Annotated in this window: 19 protein-coding genes; 5 read left to right on the forward strand and 14 right to left on the reverse strand. The window is 67.5% G+C overall.

Annotation, left to right across the window (positions count from 1 at the left end; all coding sequences use genetic code 11):
* Window positions 1-30 precede the first annotated feature (30 nt).
* Window positions 31-1,728 (reverse strand): glycosyltransferase family 61 protein, encoded by a 1,698-nt coding sequence (locus tag ACFOOQ_RS07850; RefSeq protein WP_379724056.1) that lies wholly within the window; start codon window positions 1,726-1,728, stop codon window positions 31-33.
* 229 nt (window positions 1,729-1,957) lie between these two features.
* Here ACFOOQ_RS07850 and ACFOOQ_RS07855 point away from each other — a divergent pair, with 229 nt between their 5' ends.
* Window positions 1,958-3,637 carry a hypothetical protein gene (locus ACFOOQ_RS07855; RefSeq protein ID WP_379724059.1) on the forward strand — a complete coding sequence of 560 codons (1,680 nt, stop codon included), beginning with the start codon at window positions 1,958-1,960 and terminating at the stop codon, window positions 3,635-3,637.
* A 13-nt stretch (window positions 3,638-3,650) separates the two neighbouring features.
* On the opposite strand, the gene ACFOOQ_RS07860 is transcribed toward ACFOOQ_RS07855, so the two are convergent.
* From ACFOOQ_RS07860 to ACFOOQ_RS07910, 11 genes are all read right to left on the reverse strand, one after another.
* Complete coding sequence (locus tag ACFOOQ_RS07860; RefSeq protein ID WP_379724062.1) at window positions 3,651-5,069, reverse strand: glycosyltransferase family 2 protein; 1,419 nt, start codon at window positions 5,067-5,069, stop codon at window positions 3,651-3,653.
* Window positions 5,070-5,206: 137 nt separating this feature from the next.
* Complete coding sequence (locus tag ACFOOQ_RS07865) at window positions 5,207-5,821, reverse strand: hypothetical protein (RefSeq protein WP_379724065.1); 615 nt, start codon at window positions 5,819-5,821, stop codon at window positions 5,207-5,209.
* Between the two features lie 99 nt (window positions 5,822-5,920).
* Window positions 5,921-6,523 carry a YopT-type cysteine protease domain-containing protein gene (locus ACFOOQ_RS07870; RefSeq protein WP_379724068.1) on the reverse strand — a complete coding sequence of 201 codons (603 nt, stop codon included), beginning with the start codon at window positions 6,521-6,523 and terminating at the stop codon, window positions 5,921-5,923.
* Between the two features lie 81 nt (window positions 6,524-6,604).
* Window positions 6,605-7,387 carry a glycoside hydrolase family 19 protein gene (locus tag ACFOOQ_RS07875; protein WP_379724071.1) on the reverse strand — a complete coding sequence of 261 codons (783 nt, stop codon included), beginning with the start codon at window positions 7,385-7,387 and terminating at the stop codon, window positions 6,605-6,607.
* 129 nt (window positions 7,388-7,516) lie between these two features.
* Window positions 7,517-7,939, reverse strand: coding sequence for a hypothetical protein (locus ACFOOQ_RS07880; protein ID WP_379724074.1), 423 nt, complete (start codon window positions 7,937-7,939; stop codon window positions 7,517-7,519).
* A gap of 29 nt (window positions 7,940-7,968) precedes the next feature.
* Window positions 7,969-8,193, reverse strand: a complete 225-nt coding sequence (locus tag ACFOOQ_RS07885) for a hypothetical protein (protein WP_379724077.1) — start codon at window positions 8,191-8,193, stop codon at window positions 7,969-7,971.
* Window positions 8,177-8,560, reverse strand: coding sequence for a hypothetical protein (locus tag ACFOOQ_RS07890; protein ID WP_379724079.1), 384 nt, complete (start codon window positions 8,558-8,560; stop codon window positions 8,177-8,179). Before ACFOOQ_RS07890 ends, ACFOOQ_RS07885 begins: the two co-directional genes overlap by 17 nt.
* Window positions 8,557-8,829 carry a hypothetical protein gene (locus ACFOOQ_RS07895; RefSeq protein WP_379724082.1) on the reverse strand — a complete coding sequence of 91 codons (273 nt, stop codon included), beginning with the start codon at window positions 8,827-8,829 and terminating at the stop codon, window positions 8,557-8,559. Before ACFOOQ_RS07895 ends, ACFOOQ_RS07890 begins: the two co-directional genes overlap by 4 nt.
* 92 nt (window positions 8,830-8,921) lie before the next feature.
* On the reverse strand, window positions 8,922-9,557 hold the full coding sequence (locus ACFOOQ_RS07900) for a DUF2589 domain-containing protein (RefSeq protein WP_379724085.1): 636 nt from the start codon (window positions 9,555-9,557) through the stop codon (window positions 8,922-8,924).
* Window positions 9,558-9,579: 22 nt separating this feature from the next.
* Window positions 9,580-10,248, reverse strand: a complete 669-nt coding sequence (locus ACFOOQ_RS07905) for a DUF2589 domain-containing protein (protein WP_379724088.1) — start codon at window positions 10,246-10,248, stop codon at window positions 9,580-9,582.
* A 147-nt stretch (window positions 10,249-10,395) separates the two neighbouring features.
* Window positions 10,396-11,454: a helix-turn-helix domain-containing protein gene (locus ACFOOQ_RS07910; RefSeq protein WP_379724091.1), complete on the reverse strand. Its 1,059-nt coding sequence runs from the start codon at window positions 11,452-11,454 to the stop codon at window positions 10,396-10,398.
* A 287-nt stretch (window positions 11,455-11,741) separates the two neighbouring features.
* Between ACFOOQ_RS07910 and ACFOOQ_RS07915 the strand changes: the two genes are divergently transcribed.
* The 4 genes from ACFOOQ_RS07915 to ACFOOQ_RS07930 all read left to right on the forward strand — a co-directional run bounded on the left by ACFOOQ_RS07915 (window position 11,742) and on the right by ACFOOQ_RS07930 (window position 14,944).
* Window positions 11,742-13,052, forward strand: coding sequence for an FAD-dependent oxidoreductase (locus tag ACFOOQ_RS07915; protein ID WP_379724094.1), 1,311 nt, complete (start codon window positions 11,742-11,744; stop codon window positions 13,050-13,052).
* A 98-nt stretch (window positions 13,053-13,150) separates the two neighbouring features.
* Entirely contained in the window at window positions 13,151-13,363 is a 213-nt protein-coding gene (locus ACFOOQ_RS07920) for a hypothetical protein (RefSeq protein WP_379724096.1), read from the forward strand.
* 97 nt (window positions 13,364-13,460) lie between these two features.
* On the forward strand, window positions 13,461-13,955 hold the full coding sequence (locus tag ACFOOQ_RS07925) for a MarR family winged helix-turn-helix transcriptional regulator (protein ID WP_379724099.1): 495 nt from the start codon (window positions 13,461-13,463) through the stop codon (window positions 13,953-13,955).
* Window positions 13,952-14,944 (forward strand): FUSC family protein, encoded by a 993-nt coding sequence (locus ACFOOQ_RS07930; RefSeq protein WP_379724101.1) that lies wholly within the window; start codon window positions 13,952-13,954, stop codon window positions 14,942-14,944. Before ACFOOQ_RS07925 ends, ACFOOQ_RS07930 begins: the two co-directional genes overlap by 4 nt.
* 156 nt (window positions 14,945-15,100) lie before the next feature.
* Here ACFOOQ_RS07930 and ACFOOQ_RS07935 read toward each other — a convergent pair whose 3' ends face one another.
* Both ACFOOQ_RS07935 and ACFOOQ_RS07940 read right to left on the reverse strand, forming a co-directional pair.
* Window positions 15,101-15,280 carry a DUF1328 domain-containing protein gene (locus ACFOOQ_RS07935; RefSeq protein WP_379724104.1) on the reverse strand — a complete coding sequence of 60 codons (180 nt, stop codon included), beginning with the start codon at window positions 15,278-15,280 and terminating at the stop codon, window positions 15,101-15,103.
* 334 nt (window positions 15,281-15,614) lie between these two features.
* Entirely contained in the window at window positions 15,615-16,601 is a 987-nt protein-coding gene (locus ACFOOQ_RS07940) for a Gfo/Idh/MocA family protein (RefSeq protein ID WP_379724107.1), read from the reverse strand.
* Between the last annotated feature and the right edge of the window lie 352 nt (window positions 16,602-16,953).

The following is a 16,953-nucleotide window of genomic DNA, read 5'->3' on the forward strand; positions in this document are numbered from 1 at the left end:
GCCGCACTGACAGTGGCGCCGGCGGGATTGTCATGTGTCCATCATCTGGTCGAGCGCGGCGCGGAATTCGTCGATGGGCACGACGAGGTCGGCGGCATGGACCGGTTTGCCGGGTACCGGATCGCCGATCACCCCGAACAGGCGCCCACCCAGCGACGGCACCAGGAAACTGAACCAGTCACTGCCGTACATGCCCTCGCCGTTCTGGAGGATTTCCAGCAGGCGGCAGCCCGGACTGGTGAAGACCATGTTGGTCAGCCCCGAGCCGTGATAGCAGATGATCATGGATGCGTGGCGCGCCAGCGCGATCTGTTCCGCCAGCGAATAGGATGACCATTCCATCACCTTGAAGCCGCGGGCCTCGGCCAACGCGATCATCTCGTCCTCGTTGACGACGTTGCGCCCGATGCCGTCCCGACGAGTGATGTAGTAGCGCCCGCCTTCGCAGCCCTCGGGCAGCGCCGCCGCCTTGGGCAGGAAATGGCTGCGCAGCCAGTCACGGACCCGCGCCATGGTATGCGGCCGGTCCGCCAGGGTCGGAAAATAGGCGCGGTCGAAGCTGAGCGACACCGAGGGATTGAAATGGATGAAGCGCGGCCGGTCGGCGCCGCCGAGGCCGAGCAGGTCGAGCGACTCGCGCTGGAACCTTGCAATGATCGGCCCCATCGCGATCGGCAGCCCCGCCAGTTCGGGGAATTCCTCGCGGTACCACAGGCGCGGCAGCGTCGTGAACATCCAATGATTGTAGTTCTGCGGATTGTTGTAGGGAACGATGACCGCCGGGTCGTCGATGCGGACCGTCGGCATGTGCAGGGCGCAGAGCTGTTCGCGGCTGGCGTTGCCCAGTGTCAGGGCCGCCTTGCCGACGGTTTTTTCGTAAGTCGCCAGGGCGTCGCGCATCGGCGGCACCGCGATCCGGGCCGAAGCCAGCGAGTCTTCGTAGAGGGAGTTTTCAGCCGAGAAGACGTGATGGCAGAATCCGGCCACCCGCGCATTGCGCAGAAAGGCCAGGAACCGTCCTTCGGTCAGGCCTTCTTCCCGGTAGGGCGGCGTGTAGACGATGCGATCCCTTTTTTCCCGCGGCGCATCGCGCAGATTCTCGTGCAGCGGATTGACGTATCTTTCGCCGCCATACTGGTCGAAGCGGCAGGGCAGGCCCGCCGCCGCGTATTCGAGGAATTTCTCGCGCGAGGGCACGCCCGGCAGGTCGGTTTCCATGCAGCCGAAGCGGATGGGTTCCGGCACGCCGCGGATCATCGGCGGCACCTTGGGCAGGGGCTGCACGCCATTCGTCATGTACCAGTAATCGACCGCGAACAGGACATCCATGCCGGCGCCCGCGCGGCCGAAGGTGCTGGGACCTGCGGGCAGGTAATGGGCACCGCTGACGATGCCGCCCGGCGCCAGCAACGCAGGCGCGACCTCCAGCCATTCCGCCACCGCATCGAGCGGAAATTCCTCCGCGAAAATCATGTGGTCGACCGGCCGGTCGCGCTGCCGCAGCTGTGCGATCAGCTTGTCGCGCAGCCGCTGGCGCTCGGCGATATCCGCCGCCGGCAGCGGCAGGGCGTAAATCTGGGCGCGCTGCAGCCCGGCTTTCCTGGCGATCGCAATGATGGCCTGAAACCGCGCCGTTTCGGCGTCGGTGCCGAAGCACAGGATCGTCTCCGGCTGCCGCGCCCGAAAAGTGGAGAAGAGGAAGATATACTCGCTGGGCGGTGCCTTCATAACCTGCGGGCCAACCGCATGATCAGTGCGCGCGCCGGGCTCCTCTGCCGTCATCCCCACAGCCCTCCATGCCGGCGCACTGCCGACCGGCACCGGCAGCTTTCCATTCCGGCCGAATCTCACATGGCCGGCTTAACAAGCCCTTAAAAGCGGCAGCCCCGGCCGGACGGCTTTTGCTGGCACGGACCATCCGGTATCATGCCTGCCGCAGCAAACTGCCGGGACGGGGATGGATACGGCCGCGGTTGAACAGATACTGACAGAGACGTCCCGCCTGCTGAAAAGCCAGGGAGCGTCGGCTGCGCTGACCTATTGCGAAACGCAGTTCCGCCAGAACGGCGGCGATGCCCGCCTGCTGCAGCCGATGGCCCAGCTTTACGGCGCGGTGGGCAATTTCGAAACCGCGATCAGCATCCTCGACAATCTGGTGCGCGCCAATCCGGCAGTTGCCGCCTTCCAGCTGCAACTGCACGAGACCCGACAGCGTCAGCATCTGGCGCAGCATCACGGCGGCGCAGCCGACTATCCGACGGTGTCCGCGCTGGAGACGGACATCGAGGCCGCCCTCGCCCGTGGCGATTTCGACTATGCCCTGTGGGCGATCAGCCGGCTGTCCCACAAGCTGGTGAAAGCCAATGGCATGGGCGCCCCGGACCCCAGCAACGATACACAGCTCGACCAGCTCTGCCTGCGGATCGGCAGCGCCTTCGCCGCCGCCCGGGGTCATGCACCGATGGCTGGCGATCCCGCCGGACCGGTGGTCTACCTGGCCACCGCGCTGCATGAATACGGCGGCCACAGCCGCGTGGTGATCGACTATATCCGCCGCCAGCCCGATCGCCGGCATGTGATCATGCTGACCGGCATGAACATCCGGCTGCAACCGGAGCTGCTGCGGCCGATGCTCGACACCTATCTGTCCGGCATCGACTACGGCCTGCTGCCGGCGCCGCCCGGCCGCTTCGATGGCGTGATGCGCTGGCTGTTCGAGCAGCTGTCGGCCCTGCGTCCCTCTGCCGTCTTCCTGTTCCAGCACCCGCATGATGCCATCGCCCTGACGCCGATCCCGCTGCTGCAGCAGAGCGAGATCTACTTCAACCATCATGTCGACACGTCGTTCTGCCTCGGCGCCACCCTGAAACTGACCGGCCATATCGACCAGACGCCGGTGGTCTACAACACCCTGTGTCGCGATACGCCCGGCCTCGATCCGGTTTTCGTGCCGATGACCGTGCCGGACCCTGGCGTGCGCGATCCGGCGACCTTCGGCACGCGCGGCCCGCTGCGCACGGGTGTCTGCGGCAGCTACAACAAGTTCATGGATCAGGACTATGCCTTCCGCTATGCCGAGGTGCTGCCTGTCCTGCTCGGCCACACCGGCGGCGAGCATGTCCATATCGGCACGCTGCCCGACGACTACCTGGCCACCATCACCGCCAACCTGCAGCGCCAGGGCATCGCCCCGGAGCGCTTCCGCTATGTCCCTCATGTCGTCAATCTCGCGCGTGCGCTCGACGAGTTCGCCATCGACCTGTATCTGACGTCATTCCCGGTCGGCGGCGGCAAGGCCGCGATCGAGGCAATGGCTTCGGGAACGCCCGTTCTCTGTCACCAGAATTACAAGTCGCGCACCGCCGGCGCCGTCATCGACATGGTCTATCCCGAAGCGCCGGCCTGGCATGATCTCGACAGTCTGGCCGCCGCCCTGCAGGCGGCGACCCCGGCCGTGCTGCAGCAGCAGTCGCGCCTGTCGCGGGCCTATTTCGAAGCGCATCATGCCGTGGCGGTGGTCGAGGGCGCCTGGCGCGACGGGCGCCCGGTCGGCCTGCCGGTCGCGCCGCTGCGGCCCTACCGGCTGAATGCCGTGCAACGGATGCTCGATCGCTTCAGCCAGCCGGGCAGGACCTGACCGGCCGCCCCCTTCAGCGGGCGGTGACGGTTTCGCCGCCGGGTGCCGCAGCGGCCTCCGCCAGCCGGAAATACGCCTCCAGCGCCGCCGCGCCGGACTGGTTCAGACGGCCGGCAATCCGCAGGCCCACCGCATCCGCCGGGATGGCGCCGACGGCGAAACCGAACTGGGCCGGATAGAGCGGGAAATGCATCACCCCGAGCTGGCCGCGCACCGGCGGACGGGCATTGCTGTCCCAGCCCTCCACCGGGATCTCGCTGCCGTCTGCCATCACGTAGGACAGCCGCGACACCGACAATACCGACGGCACCGTCATCATCTGGAGAATATAGGCGCCGATGCGGTCGCCGCGCGGCAGGGCAAACCGCAGGTCGAAGGCGTCATCCAGGAAATAGGTATCCTCGGCGACCCGCAGCTTGCCGTCTTCGACCGCGCAGAACCTGGTCTCGGAGATCGCCGGTCCGCCATAGACGTTGCTGCCGCCGGCAAGCTTGTGCAGCCTGGCCATGGTGAAGCCGTAGGCTGATTCCAGCAGTTGCCGCTGCTCCGGATCGTCCATCAGGCGGAACAGGGTCTCGATCGCCAGAATGACGAATTGCTGGCGCCCGGTCCGCAGCGCCTGCATCGCCACCAGGTAACGCGTCGTGCCCGGCACCGGCTGCGGGGCGATCTGCGCGAGATCGGGAAACACCGCATAGAGCTCGGCCGGGTCGGTGATGGCAAAATACCGCTCGGTGATGAAGCGGCGCTCCTGGGCCGAACGCAGGCGCACCGGCGTGCTGCGGCCGCCGGTATTCAGGCCATGGTCGCGGAATTGCAGGGTCGGCTGCTCCAGCACATGAATGCCGGTGAACATGGCGATGCGGATCCACAGGTCGAGATCCGCCATCTGGCGATAGCGGTCATCGTAAGGGCCGGCCCGCTCCAGCACGCTGCGGCGCGCCAGCATGGTCGGATGGCACAGGCAGTTCTGGGTGAAAAGATAACGCAGCCAGGCATGCCTGTTGCCGTTGCGTGGTGCGAAGATCTGGGAATATTCGTTGTCGGTGACCGGACGGTCCTCGCCGTCGATGATCTCGACGGTCGAGAAGCAGATGCCGATATCCGGATGCGTTTCGAGGAAGGCGATCTGGCGCTCCAGCTTGTCGGGCAGGAAGCGGTCATCGGAATTCAGGTGCGCGACGAATTCGCCACGGGCCAGCTTCATGGCATCGTTGATCGCCGTATAGGCGCCGCGATTCTTCTCGAACGGCAGGAAGGTGATGCGCGGATCGGTATAGCCGGCGATGACCTCGCGGCTGTTGTCGGCAGACCCGTCATCGACGATGATCAGCTCGAAATCCGCCATCGTCTGCGCCAGCACGCTCTCGATCGCCGCACCGATATAGCGGGCGTGATTGTAACTCGGCATGATAACGCTGACCCGCGGCATACGACCCCTGGATGAAAACCCACTGAAAAAAACGCCTGCAATCCCGCATGCGCCGTCCGGGCAAGATTAACGGCGCGCTCCGGCAGTTGCACGAGAATATATATCTGTCGCGCCGCAATGCTGCACCGGCCCGGCGGTCAGATCACCACGGCCACATTGGCCCTGCCGGTCCGGTAGACGGCGAAGAGATTCCGCATGGCCGTAGCAAGGTGCGAGGGTGCTGCGGAGTCGAGAACCGCCACACCGGCATGCGGATCGAACAGATAGATCCTGCCGTCGGCGGCAGCAATGGCGAGGCAGTGTGCGCCGCCGGGCCATGCCAGCCGCACCAGGCAGAGCCGTGGCAGCGCCGGCGAGGCAGCCAGGGCTTCGGCGATGCGCAGGGTCAGCGCCCCCGCCGAGGCGGCGCTGTCGCGCGGCGCCAGGCTTGCCACGTCGAAACTGTGGCGCGAGGCGCAGCCGACGGCATCGCCAAGCGCCCGGCGCCAGCCGCGCCCGGCCAGCCGCGCGGCACGGCCGGCCTGCTGCTGGGCCACCAGCCGGAAATACAGCGGCGCCCGCGCCAGCATGTCCTGCCAGACGGCGTCGGGCGCCGGCGCGCCGGCCTGCGCCACCTCGACCGCCCAGTAGATGGCCAGCAGGCGGCAGACGCCACGCGCCGCCTCGTCGCTGCCAACCGCCGCGCGGACCTGCCGCCAGTGACCTTCGGGCCCGCCCTCCGGCACCGGACGGGTGATGCTGTCAGGCATCATGTGCCCTTCCTCCCGTGTCGCCCGCCCCGGGCGCATCCTGCTCCGCATGGCATGGCCGGCACGCCATGCGGATTCCTCCGGACTGTCCTGCTGCGCCGGTCAGGTCAGCGCCACCACATTGGCCACGGTGATCTGGTAGGCGGCGAACAGGTCCTGCACGGCCGCCCCCAGGGTCTGGTGCTTGGCCGGATCGATGATCATCACCCCGAAATTGGGATCGAAGATGTAGATCTTGCCGCCGCTGTCCGCGGCGCCGATGCAATGGCCGCCGCCGGTGCAGTTGAAGCGGATCAGGCACAGGTGCGGCGTGGTGGTCGAGGCTGCCAGCGCCGCCGTGATGCGGCCCGTCAGGTTGGGCGCGGTGGTGGCGCTGTCATTCGGCGCCATGCTCTTGACATGCCGGGCCTTGCGCGAACCGAGTTCGACGCAGTCGACCATCGACTGGTACCAGCCATCGTCATTCAGATGCTCGGAATAGCCGATCTGCTGCTGGCCGATCTGCTTGAAATAGACCGGGCCCTTGGCCTTCATTTCGTGCCAGATCACATTCGGCGCCGAGGCGCCGGGCTGCGCGCAGTCGATCACCCAGTTGACGCTGAGCATGCGGCAGATGCCCTGCGAGGTCTTCTCGTTGCCGACAAGGTCGAGGATCAGCTTCTGGCTGCCGCGGTCCATCGGGTCGACATAATCATTGATCGCCATGTTCCGTCTCCTTGGTTGTGCCGGGCCGGATGGCCCGGCGGTATGCCGGCCGGAAAGCCGGGTCTCGTTGGCCGGTGCGCCTCAGCCCACCAGCAGCCACTTGGCGCGCGCAAGGAAGGCGGCGCGATCATCGAGGCCGTTGAAGCCGCCGTTGATGCGCCGGGTGATTTCGCGCAGGTCGTCCTGGTCGGCGAGGTCGTTCAGCTTGCGGCTGTTCCAGAACCAGCCGGCGACATCGACCGCGAGGTTGGGATCGGTCGCCACCAGGCGGGGATCGGTGCGGTTCTCGAAGTCGCGGCCGCAGGCCTTGCCGTAGTCGCGGTAGTTGATCCGGCCGGTCAGCTGGATCAGGCCGCGGCCCTTGAAGCGCGGCCCGTCGCCCGGCTGGGTGTTGCCGAGATCGACGCGGCCGTTATAGGCACTGCCGTCGGCGATTTCCTCGGTGTAGCGCAGGCAGCCGCTCTCATGGGCGATCTGGGCGAGGAAATGCGCCATGCGCAGCGGCGTGTTGATCTGGTAGCGCGCCAGCGTCGCCAGGATGGCGTCGAAGAAACCGTCGATCCGCGTGGCGCCGGCGCTGGTCATGATCAGCCACAGCTTCTGGCGGATCAGCCCGGCCGGCAGGCCGCGGCGCAGCGCCAGCAGGGTCTCGTCGCCATCGGTCAGCGGCGTGTCGCTGCGCGCACCGATGCTGCTGCAGAAGGTCCCGAGTGCATTGCGCGTGCCCGGCCCCCACAGGCCGTCGACAACCAGATCGGACGCGAGCCCGCAGCGGTCGCGGTTCATGTTGAGCAGCAGCTGCACGCAGCGCACGTCATTGGGCGTGTTGACGCCGCCATTGCCGACCGAATTGCTGATACACATGACGCATCTCCGTTCTTGCAGGCACGACCCCGCCCGCCGGCAGGGAGGCAGCCCCATGCCGTGGATCGGCCCGTGCAGTGGAAAAACGCCCGGCGGTACCGGAGCAGCGATCTCCAGCCCGCGGAGCTTTCAGTTGCCCCTGGTCACCGGACTGAGGAAAATCCTGGGGCCGGCGCTGTTGTCTTTCTTCAGCAGCTGGACATCGATGCCGAGGCCATCCGGCTGGATGCGCGCATAGCCCTGGGTATACGGCGTGCAGCGGCCGGCCCCCGCCCTGGTGAAGGAATAGGTGGCGACCTCGCCCTGCACGCCGGCGACCTGCAGGTCGAAGCCGCAGGCCCAGGGCTCCTGGAAGCGGATGCTGCCCGCCGCATCGCCGATCGCCCTGCCGGCATCGATGTGCAGCAGCACCGGCACCGGGCGGCCGCCGGTGTCGTCGAACGAGCCACGATATTCGCCGGCGGGCTGGGCCGCGGCGGCGGCGGACAGGGCCGAAGTCAGTGCCAGGGCCAGCAGGCCGGCGGCAAACGGGATCGATACACGGCGTGTCATGGTGATCTCCTTTTTCGGTCGGATGCCGGTCACAGGACCAGCAGCATCACGGTTCGCACGATGGCGCGGACCAGTTCGGGGTGGGACAGCCCGACTGCCAGGCAGCCGGCCAGCAGCACGGCGGCCGCCAGCACGAGGACCAGGCGGATCCGGCCGCCGGGTTCGGCGAGCGGGGTTTCGACGATGTTGCGCACGATGGCGGCCTCCTTCTCCGAGAGAACAAGCAGCAGGGTGTTGTCAGGATTCTTTTTCATGGCCGGGCGTTCCGTAGTGTCCGAGCAGTTTTCCGTCGAGCCGCACTTCGATCTGCTCGCCATGCGCGCCGCGCACGCCGATCGACAGGCGCAGCGCGCCGCCCGGCAGGCCACCGGGCCCCGGGCTGGTCTGTCCGATCCGCAGCGCCAGCGCGCCGGGCTTCACGCCGGGCGGCGCCACGCCGTGCCGGCGGCTGTCGATCTGTTCCACCGTGGCGGCGAGATCGACATCCAGCCCGGTGACCTGGGCCTCGGCCCCATCTGGGTCGCTGGCCGCATCGGCGCCGGGCCCATGCGGGCGCTTCTGCGCGAGGCCGACGGCGGCGGCGACCGAGCGGGCGAAATCCTCCAGCCGGCGGATGGTCATGACTTCATCCCGTCGTCTTCGAGCCAGTAGGGTTTGCGCGCAAAGCCGATGTGATAGACCATTGCCTGCAGCACCACCTGGTGTTCACCGATGTTGAGCAGGCTGAAATTCTTTTCGATGCCGATGATCTTGCCGCGCGATGTCGGCGCCAGGCATTTGTTCAGCAGGTCGGCCTCGGCCTGGACCGCCGCTTCCGACGACAACCTTTCCGGGTCGGTACTGCCGACCGTGATGCGCTTCACGTAGCTGACGTCTGTCAGGTCGAACATGGACTGCACCTTCCCGGAAAAGCCGGGCCCGGAAAAACCGGACCCTGGGACCAGTTGGGGTTACGCGTTACGGCCGTCGCAACGACGACGGCTCAGTGCTGGGTGATCTGCTTCGGCGCGACCGAGGTGGCGATCATGTCGAGCACGCGGGCGAGACCTTCCGGCATGCCGTCGTCGCTGGCATGCACCTCGACGTGGTACTTCGCCGACTGGTCGGTCGAGCGGGTGTTCTCCTTGTGCGAGGAGACCGAGCCCGAGATCTTGACCGTGGCACTGATGGGGCCCCAGCCGATCTTGGCCGTGGCTTCCATCGCCGCCTGCATGTCGGTCGATTCCTTCGAAGCCTCGGAGTTCTTCACTTCCATGTCGAAGGTGATGTCGACCTTGTTGATCGACAGGTTCGGCACCTTGACCACCGCCAGCAGCGGCACGCTCAGTTCCACCGTCTCCATCGGCAGCGGCGCATCCGGGTTGGCCGGATCGGGCAGCTTGCTCTGCGACGGGCGGTCGAACTTGAAGGTGACGTTGCGCACGTCGCCGACGGCATTGGGATCGACCACGCCGCCCTGGGCCGGAGCCGCCGGCGGCAGGAAGCCGATCACCTTGATGAAATCGGCGGTGGCGTTGGCGAGGCGGATCTGGGCATCGCAGGCCGCGGTCAGCGGGCCTCCGATCAGGTCGCCCATGGGCAGGCCGCGGAACTGGTCCGCCATTGAGAAATTCGGCATCGAACAGACTCCTTTGGTTGGGTTAGATGGACTTGTCGAGGTGGTGGATCAGCCGCGCCATGCCTTCCGACGACGGCTGACTCTCGACCCGGAGGGTGATGCGGGCCATCGGCCCGCCGTCACGATTGCGGGAAGCGCCGAAATCGACGCTGAGCGGTTTGTGGGTTTCGGCCGGCCACTGTGTGGCGGTGCCCTGATCGTTACCGGCCGACGGATCGGTGGCCGCCTGACCGGCAGCGGCCTGACCGGCGGCGGGCGGGGCCGCGGCAGCCTGACCAGACGCAGAGAGGCCGGCCGCCGCCGCATCGGCAGCGGCCGGTGGCGACGATGGCGGCGGTGCGGGGGGGCCGTCCTCCATCGGGCCGAGGCCGATATCGAAACTGATCTCGAGGTCCTTGACCGCCAGCAGCCGGGCACCGACCAGCGACAGCAGCGGCACCCGCACCAGGCGTTCGTCGCCCTCTTCCGCGTCATGCGCCAGCGACGGCAGCCGCACGTCGACGCTGACCGGCCGGTTGTCGTCGTCGAAGTACTGCCGCACGGCGGAGATCTGGAAGCGCTGGATCTTGTCCTGCGCGGCGGCGACAGCGCCGGCGATGCTTTCGATCAGGTGGTGCAGCGACAGATTTGCCACGATCCGCTCCCATGCCACGGCGAGGCCCGAGGCCTCTTCCGGATCGGCGCGCTGCACTCTTAAGTGAACGCATCTGTTGCGCGACCTATCCGCTTGCGGGAGATCAAAGCGCAAGCAGGCGAAGACGTCGCTGGACGCCCGTCCCGAAAACATGGACGCGCGTCCCAAAGCGACGGGACGAGGTTTTGCTACTCTTGTATGCGTTCAGGCGATCGCCAATTCTCTGATCCAATGGGCGAAGGGTGCCGGGTCCGCCAGTGTCGGTCTCTGGGCCTGGGCTGGGCCCGGCTTCGGCACCAGCGCCGCCAGCACCGCATCGTCGCCCTGCGCGGCGGCCTTGCGGGCCGCCCGCGGCGACATGCCGAAAGCGGCGCGGAACAGGCGGCTGAAATGCGCCTCGTCGCTGAAGCCGCGCTCGTAGGCGATGTCGGCGATGCGCTGGCCGGCATACAGCGGATTGCAGAGCGCCAGCAGGCACTGGCGCAGGCGGCGCTGGCGCACGTAATGCTGCACGCCGCCGAGGCGCTCGAACTGGCGGTAGAGCTGGCTGCGCGAAACGAAGAGCTCGCTGACGATGGTGTCGGGCGTCAGCGTCTCGCGATGCAGGTTCTGTTCGATGTACTGCCGGATCCTGCGCGCCAGGTTTTCCCGCGCCGGCGAGGGCACCAGCAGTGTCGCATCCGGCGCGAAGCCCAGGCAGATGGCAATCAGGCTGATAGCCGCGGTGGCCAGCGCCGAGGCTTCGGCCAGCCTGAACCGCGAGGCCTCCAGGTAGATGGCGACCATATGCTGCGCGAGGATGGCGCCGAGCGGTGTCTCGCGGCGCAGTACCCGGCCATGCTGGCGGTTCGGGTCTTTCAGCAGCGGCGCCAGTGTCGTCCGCGGCACCACCAGGCTGATCGCCTCGCCGGCACCGGCGAGGAAGCCGGCCGGCAGCGCCATGTCCCAGATGCCGACATCCATCGGGCGCAGCCGCCGCGCCGCGCCGGCGCCGAAGGCACCGCCCTGCTGCAGCGGCAGATGCAGCAGGTAATGGTCGAGGTCATCGATCTGGCGGCGACTGTCCGAGCGCAGATAGCGCGCCGCATCGGCCCGGCTGTGGCAGAGCAGGAAGGCGCCGAAGTGATAGGCGGTCAGCGCGGCGGAAAAGCCCCCCGGCGGCCGGTGTTTCAGGGGTCGCACCGCAAACAGCGGCGCCACGGTCTGCTGCCAGGCGGCAAAACGGTCTCCCCGCGGCAGGTCCGCAGTGGCAAATCGCGCCACCGGCATATGCTCCTGCCCCCCGGCCCCCTCCGGATGAACACTGCCTGACGGGAAGACCATATATCCTCCCTCCCTTTAGAAGGGAGAGAACGCGACAATTATCTATTTTGTATGTACATAATGACTATTAAAGGGTGTATTCACAGCCGGTGATAACTCCTTAAGGATATATTGCAGCCCGGTTGCCCATCCCGCCCGGACCGCGCCATCGCGGCCATTCCGCTGCGGCCGGCTTTCATGTTTTCCTGTCCGGCGCCTGCCCGTCCCCGGCAACAGGAGGATACGCCATGGCCCCCGGCACCCCACCGGACAGCATCCCCCGCAGCACCTGCCTGATCGCCGGCGGTGGCCCCGCCGGCATGATGCTCGGCCTGCTGCTGGCGCGCGCCGGCATCCGCGTCACCGTGCTGGAAAAGCATGCCGACTTCTTCCGCGACTTCCGCGGCGACACCATCCACAGTTCGACACTGGAGCTGATGCACGAGCTCGGGCTGCTCGATGCCTTCCTGCGCCTGCCGCACCAGAAGATCACCCGCTTCACCGGCCGTGTCGGCGGCAGGCCGGTGGCGATCGCCGATTTCTCGCATCTGCCGGTGCACTGCCGCTACATCGCCATCATGCCGCAATGGGACTTCCTCGATTTCGTCGCCCGCGAGGCCAGGCGCTATCCGGCCTTCTCCTTACGCATGGGTATCAAGGCGCAGGCCCTGCTGCGCGACGATGCCGGCCGCATCTGCGGTGTCGCCACCCGCGATCCTGACGGCAACAAAGACGAGATCCATGCCGATCTCGTGGTCGCCTGCGACGGCCGCGATTCCGCCCTGCGCGCCCGGATGATGCAGAGCGCGAACGGCCGGGCTGCGAACAAACTGGCGCTCGACGAATACGGTGCACCGATCGACGTGCTGTGGTTCCGCTTGCCGCGCCGCGCCGGGGACGCCGAGGAACTGCTCGGCCGCATGGACAGCGGCCGCGCCATGGTGCTGATCAACCGTGGCGACTATTTCCAGTGCGCCTGGATCATCGCGAAGGGCAGCCTGCCGGCGCTGCAGGACCAGGGCCTCGAGGCGTTGCGTACGGCGATTGCCACGCTGGTGCCGTTCCTCGCCGACCGCGTCGATGCGCTACGCGGCTGGGACGACGTGAAGCTGCTGACCGTGCAGATCAACCGGCTGCGGCGCTGGTCGCTGCCCGGCCTGCTGTGCATCGGCGATGCAGCCCATGCGATGTCGCCGGTCGGCGGCGTCGGCGTCAATCTCGCCGTGCAGGATGCAGTGGCGGCTGCCAATATCCTGTGGCCGGCGCTGCGCGACCGCCAGGACGGCGATGGCGACATGGCGAAGCTCGATGCGGCTGCGGCGCGCGTGCAGGATCGCCGCAGCCTTGCCGTGCGGATCGTGCAGCGTTTCCAGATCGCGGCACAGGATTTCATCGTGCGCAACATCCTGTCACGCAGCCCGGATGCGCCATCGCCGTCCCTGCCGCTGCCGCTCTGGCTGCTGACCAATTTTCCACCTTTGCGTCGCCTGCCCGCCCGACTGATCGGCCTTGGCGTGCGTCGCGAACGGATCGAAACGCCGCAGCGAATATCACCATGACGGCAAACGATCATTGACTTGCCCAATTCCAGACATATTTCCTGCGTCCTATCGGGGCCGGGGTGTTGGGGCGGTTCATCCGACGATGAGGTGCTTGCATGCCTGCCTATGACTGGACCATCGATGCCGCGGCACGGATCGCGGAAAACGACGACTATCTCGTCTCTCTCTATGACATCGCCGATGGCGAATTCGACATCGCCTATGTGCGGCCGAAGACGGTGCAGGCCCTCGATGGCGCTGCCCAGGCGGCCCGCGAGGCGCTGATCGCCTTCGACATCGCCATGCATCGGTCCATGAACCGGCGCTGAGCGACAGCCCGCCAGAGCCAGGGTTTCTACCGGTCTTTTGATTCAGTGATTGTTTTAAGGCTTTGACTCCGCATAATACTAAGCCTAGCTTAGTATTATGCCTGTCGCCGACACCCGTTCCGCCACCCTTCACGATACCGCCGGCCGGCTGCAGCGCGGCACGGCGGCGCTCGCCCGTCGCCTGCGCGCGACCGCGCCCGCGGACGGCATCAGCCCGGCGCGGCTCGGGATTCTGGCCGGGCTGCGGCGCAGCGGCGGCGGCATGACCGCCTCCGCGCTGGCCGCCGACCTCGGCATCCAGCCGCAGTCGCTGACCCGCCTGCTGGCCGATCTCGAGGCACGCCGCCTGATCGCGCGGCGCACCGACAGCACCGACCGCCGCCGCAGCCTGATCGCCCTGACCCCGGCCGGCACGGCATTGCTCACCACCGAGCTGCGCCGCCGCCGCGCCGCGCTGGCCGCGACCATCGCCGCGACCTTCACGCCCGCTGAGCAGAAACTGCTGCACCAAGCCACCCTGCTGCTCGACCGCCTCGCCGCGGCGCTGCCGCGCGCGACCGATGATGATGCGGACGAGGCTGCCGTGGAATGATCGCCGCCCTGCGCGCACAGATTGCCGGCACTGCGGAAATCGACTGGCGCGATCCGCTGCGCATGAGCATTGCCGCGCTGCTGGCCTATGCCGCAGCAACAGCGCTGCATCTGCCGGAGGCCTTCTGGGCGGTACTGAGCGCCCTGGTGGTCAGCCGGCCGCATCGCGGCGGCACCATGCAGGCCGGCGTCGGCCGTTTTGCCGGCACGCTGGCCGGCGTCGCCTGGGCCATGGTCGTCGCGGCCGGCCGGCACTGGATGATCGAAGGCTGGCAGGTCCATGAAATCTGGCTGCTGCTGGCCCTGCTCGCGCCGCTGACCGCGCTGGTCGCCTGGCGCGCCGACTATCGCACCGCGCCGATCGCCGCCGTCATCGTGCTGTCGGCGGCGCCCCATGGTGACGGCGCGCCGCTGGCCGCCGCCGCCCTGCGGCTGGCCGAGATCACGCTGGGCGCCGGCACCGGTATGGCGGTGGCATGGCTGCTGCTGCCGGCCGGCTCGCTGCGGCGGACGGAAACCCTCGCGGCGCGGCTGCTCGATGCGCTGGCCGGCCTGCTCGAAGGCGAAGACCCGCAGGGCACCGCCGGCCGGCGGCCGCTGGATGCCTGCCGCCGCCTGCTGCAGCATCTGACCGCCGCCAGCCGTGCCGCGCCCTGGGAGGGCGGCGACCATGCCCGCGCCGAACAGCTGGCGGCGCTGGCCGCGCGGCTGCACAGCGATGTTGCCTTCCTGCGCCGCTGCCTTGCGGCGAAGGCCACGACCACGGCAGATGAACAGCGCATCGAGGCCTGCCGCACGGCATTGCGCAGCCTCGCGATGTTGCTGCGTGGACAGGATCCGATGCCCCAGCCGACGCCCGCTGTGCCGTCACCGCAGACCACCGCCACCGGCGAACTGCTGGCGATGCTGGAGCAGGACATCGCGGCGCTGGCGCGCCTCGTGGCGACACCACGGCGAAAAAAATGGCGGCTGCCGAAGCAGCCCCGATAACAAAAAAATGGCGGCTGCCGAAGCAGCCGCCGAGGCGGGGGGAAGGAAGGGAAGATGAGAAAGTCCGGCTTCAACAGACTGCGGCAGCCGGCGCCGCATCGGAGTCCACTGACCTGAAGTCTGGGGAGGACCGTCCGATTTCGTAACGCCCCGGCGTCAGACCAGCGGCGGTCGCCGACCGGTCACCAGATGGGCGATCAGGCTGACCACGAAAACGGCGATGAAGATGAAAAACAGAATCTGCGCGATGCTGGCCGAGGCCGCCGCGATGCCGCCGAAGCCGAACACGCCGGCGACGATGGCGAGGATGAAGAATATCAGGGCCCAATAAAGCATGATGTGTCTCCGTCTGGTTTTCCCGCCAGAGAACTCTTGTGCGTGCGGGAGACTGCTTATCCGTGGCGGCGCCCTGCAATACGGCCGGATCAATTCCGGCGCGACGCCGCCTGTAGAGTCTGGCTTCGGGACGGCGGAGAGGAACGACCCGTCGCCCGATGCAGGGACAGGATGGCCGGCAAATAAGGCGGGAAAGCGGGAGACAATGGGGCAATATCGCGGCAGGGGCGCTGCCCGCGATAGCACCTAACCTGCTGGTTTGAAATGATTTTCAGCGATCCGCCGGCCTTTGTGCCGCCGCAATCGCCGTCCTCGCCAATACCCTGGCCGGCGATCAGCCGGCCAGAATGGTCTCGACCACCCGCTGCACCTCGGCGGCCTCGCGCAAGGTGGCCAGCGCCAGGCCGGCCGGGGCCGGGCGGCCGGCGGTCAGCGCGGCGACCTTGTCGAGCTGGCCGCGCAGCGTCAGCGGCCGCGCCGTTTCGTTCGGGATCGCGTCGGGCGCTTCCTGCCAGCTGCCATCGGCGGCCAGCCGCTCGGCCACCGCCCAGTCGCGCAGGCGGATGCGGCCCTGCGGCCCGATGATGGTGAAGGTGTTGTGGTCGGGCTTGTCCGTGGTGCCGACGCCGCCCTTCAGCGTCACCGGAATCTTCCCCGCCGTCAGTGTCGCCGAGATCGCCCGCTCGCTGCGCCCGGCTTCCGGATAGGCGACGCTGTGCTGCTGCAGGGTGAGCGCGCCGAACAGGCGGCGGGCGAGGAACAGGAAATGCGAGCCGACCTCGCGGGCAAAGCCGCCCTGGGCCCGCGCATCGAGCCAGGCCGCCGCATCCATCTGCCACGGTCGCGGCCAGTGTGCGAAGGCGATCTCGATCTCGATGCTCTGCACGGCACCGGTGATGCCGTCATCGATCCAGCGCAGCAGCTGGGCAACGCCGGCCATCGAGGCGAAGGGAAAATTCACCGCGGCGCGCGCGCCGCTCTTCTCGGCTTCGGCCACGAAGGCCTCGGCCTCGGCGACATCGACGGCGAGCGGCTTCTCGCAGAACACCGCACGGTTCTGCGCGAAGGCCGCGCGGGCGTAATTCAGATGGAAGGCCGGCGGCGCGGCGATATAGAGGCAGTCGCAGGCAGCGATCACCGCCGCGGCCGACGCGAGCCGCGGCACCTGCGGCAGATCCTTCGCCAGCCGCTGCATCGCCTCGGTGGACGGATCCCACAGGCCGGCGACGGCAACGACGGCCGGGTCGTGATTCAGCGCGGCGCGCAGCAGGCGCTCGCCCATGATGCCGTAACCGATGATGCCGAGGCGGATGGGAGACATGGAACACTCGCTTGATGAGGAAAGACGGGGTGCTGAGGAAAGACGGGCGGCACCCTAGCGCAGGCCCGGCCGTCCGCGCCACTTGCAGGCCGATGCTCCGGGATACGGCTGCGACCCACCAGATGCAGCAGCCGCGGTGGTGGCCTTCTACTAAGGCTGTCAACCGGAATTATGCATTAATCGCATGGCTGGCATGTGAAAACTGCAATTTATCCGCCTACGGTTTATCGCCGATAACCATTCTGCCATCTGGACTTGCAGGCCCTTTGGCACTTTCCCGCGGGCATGGGAAAGTCTCCCACCGACCCTGTGGCGCGCTCGAGAGATACCGGCGGCGCGCCTTTTCTGCAGG

Origin of the sequence: Ferrovibrio xuzhouensis (assembly GCF_042648965.1) — a bacterium.
Lineage (GTDB): Bacteria > Pseudomonadota > Alphaproteobacteria > Ferrovibrionales > Ferrovibrionaceae > Ferrovibrio > Ferrovibrio xuzhouensis.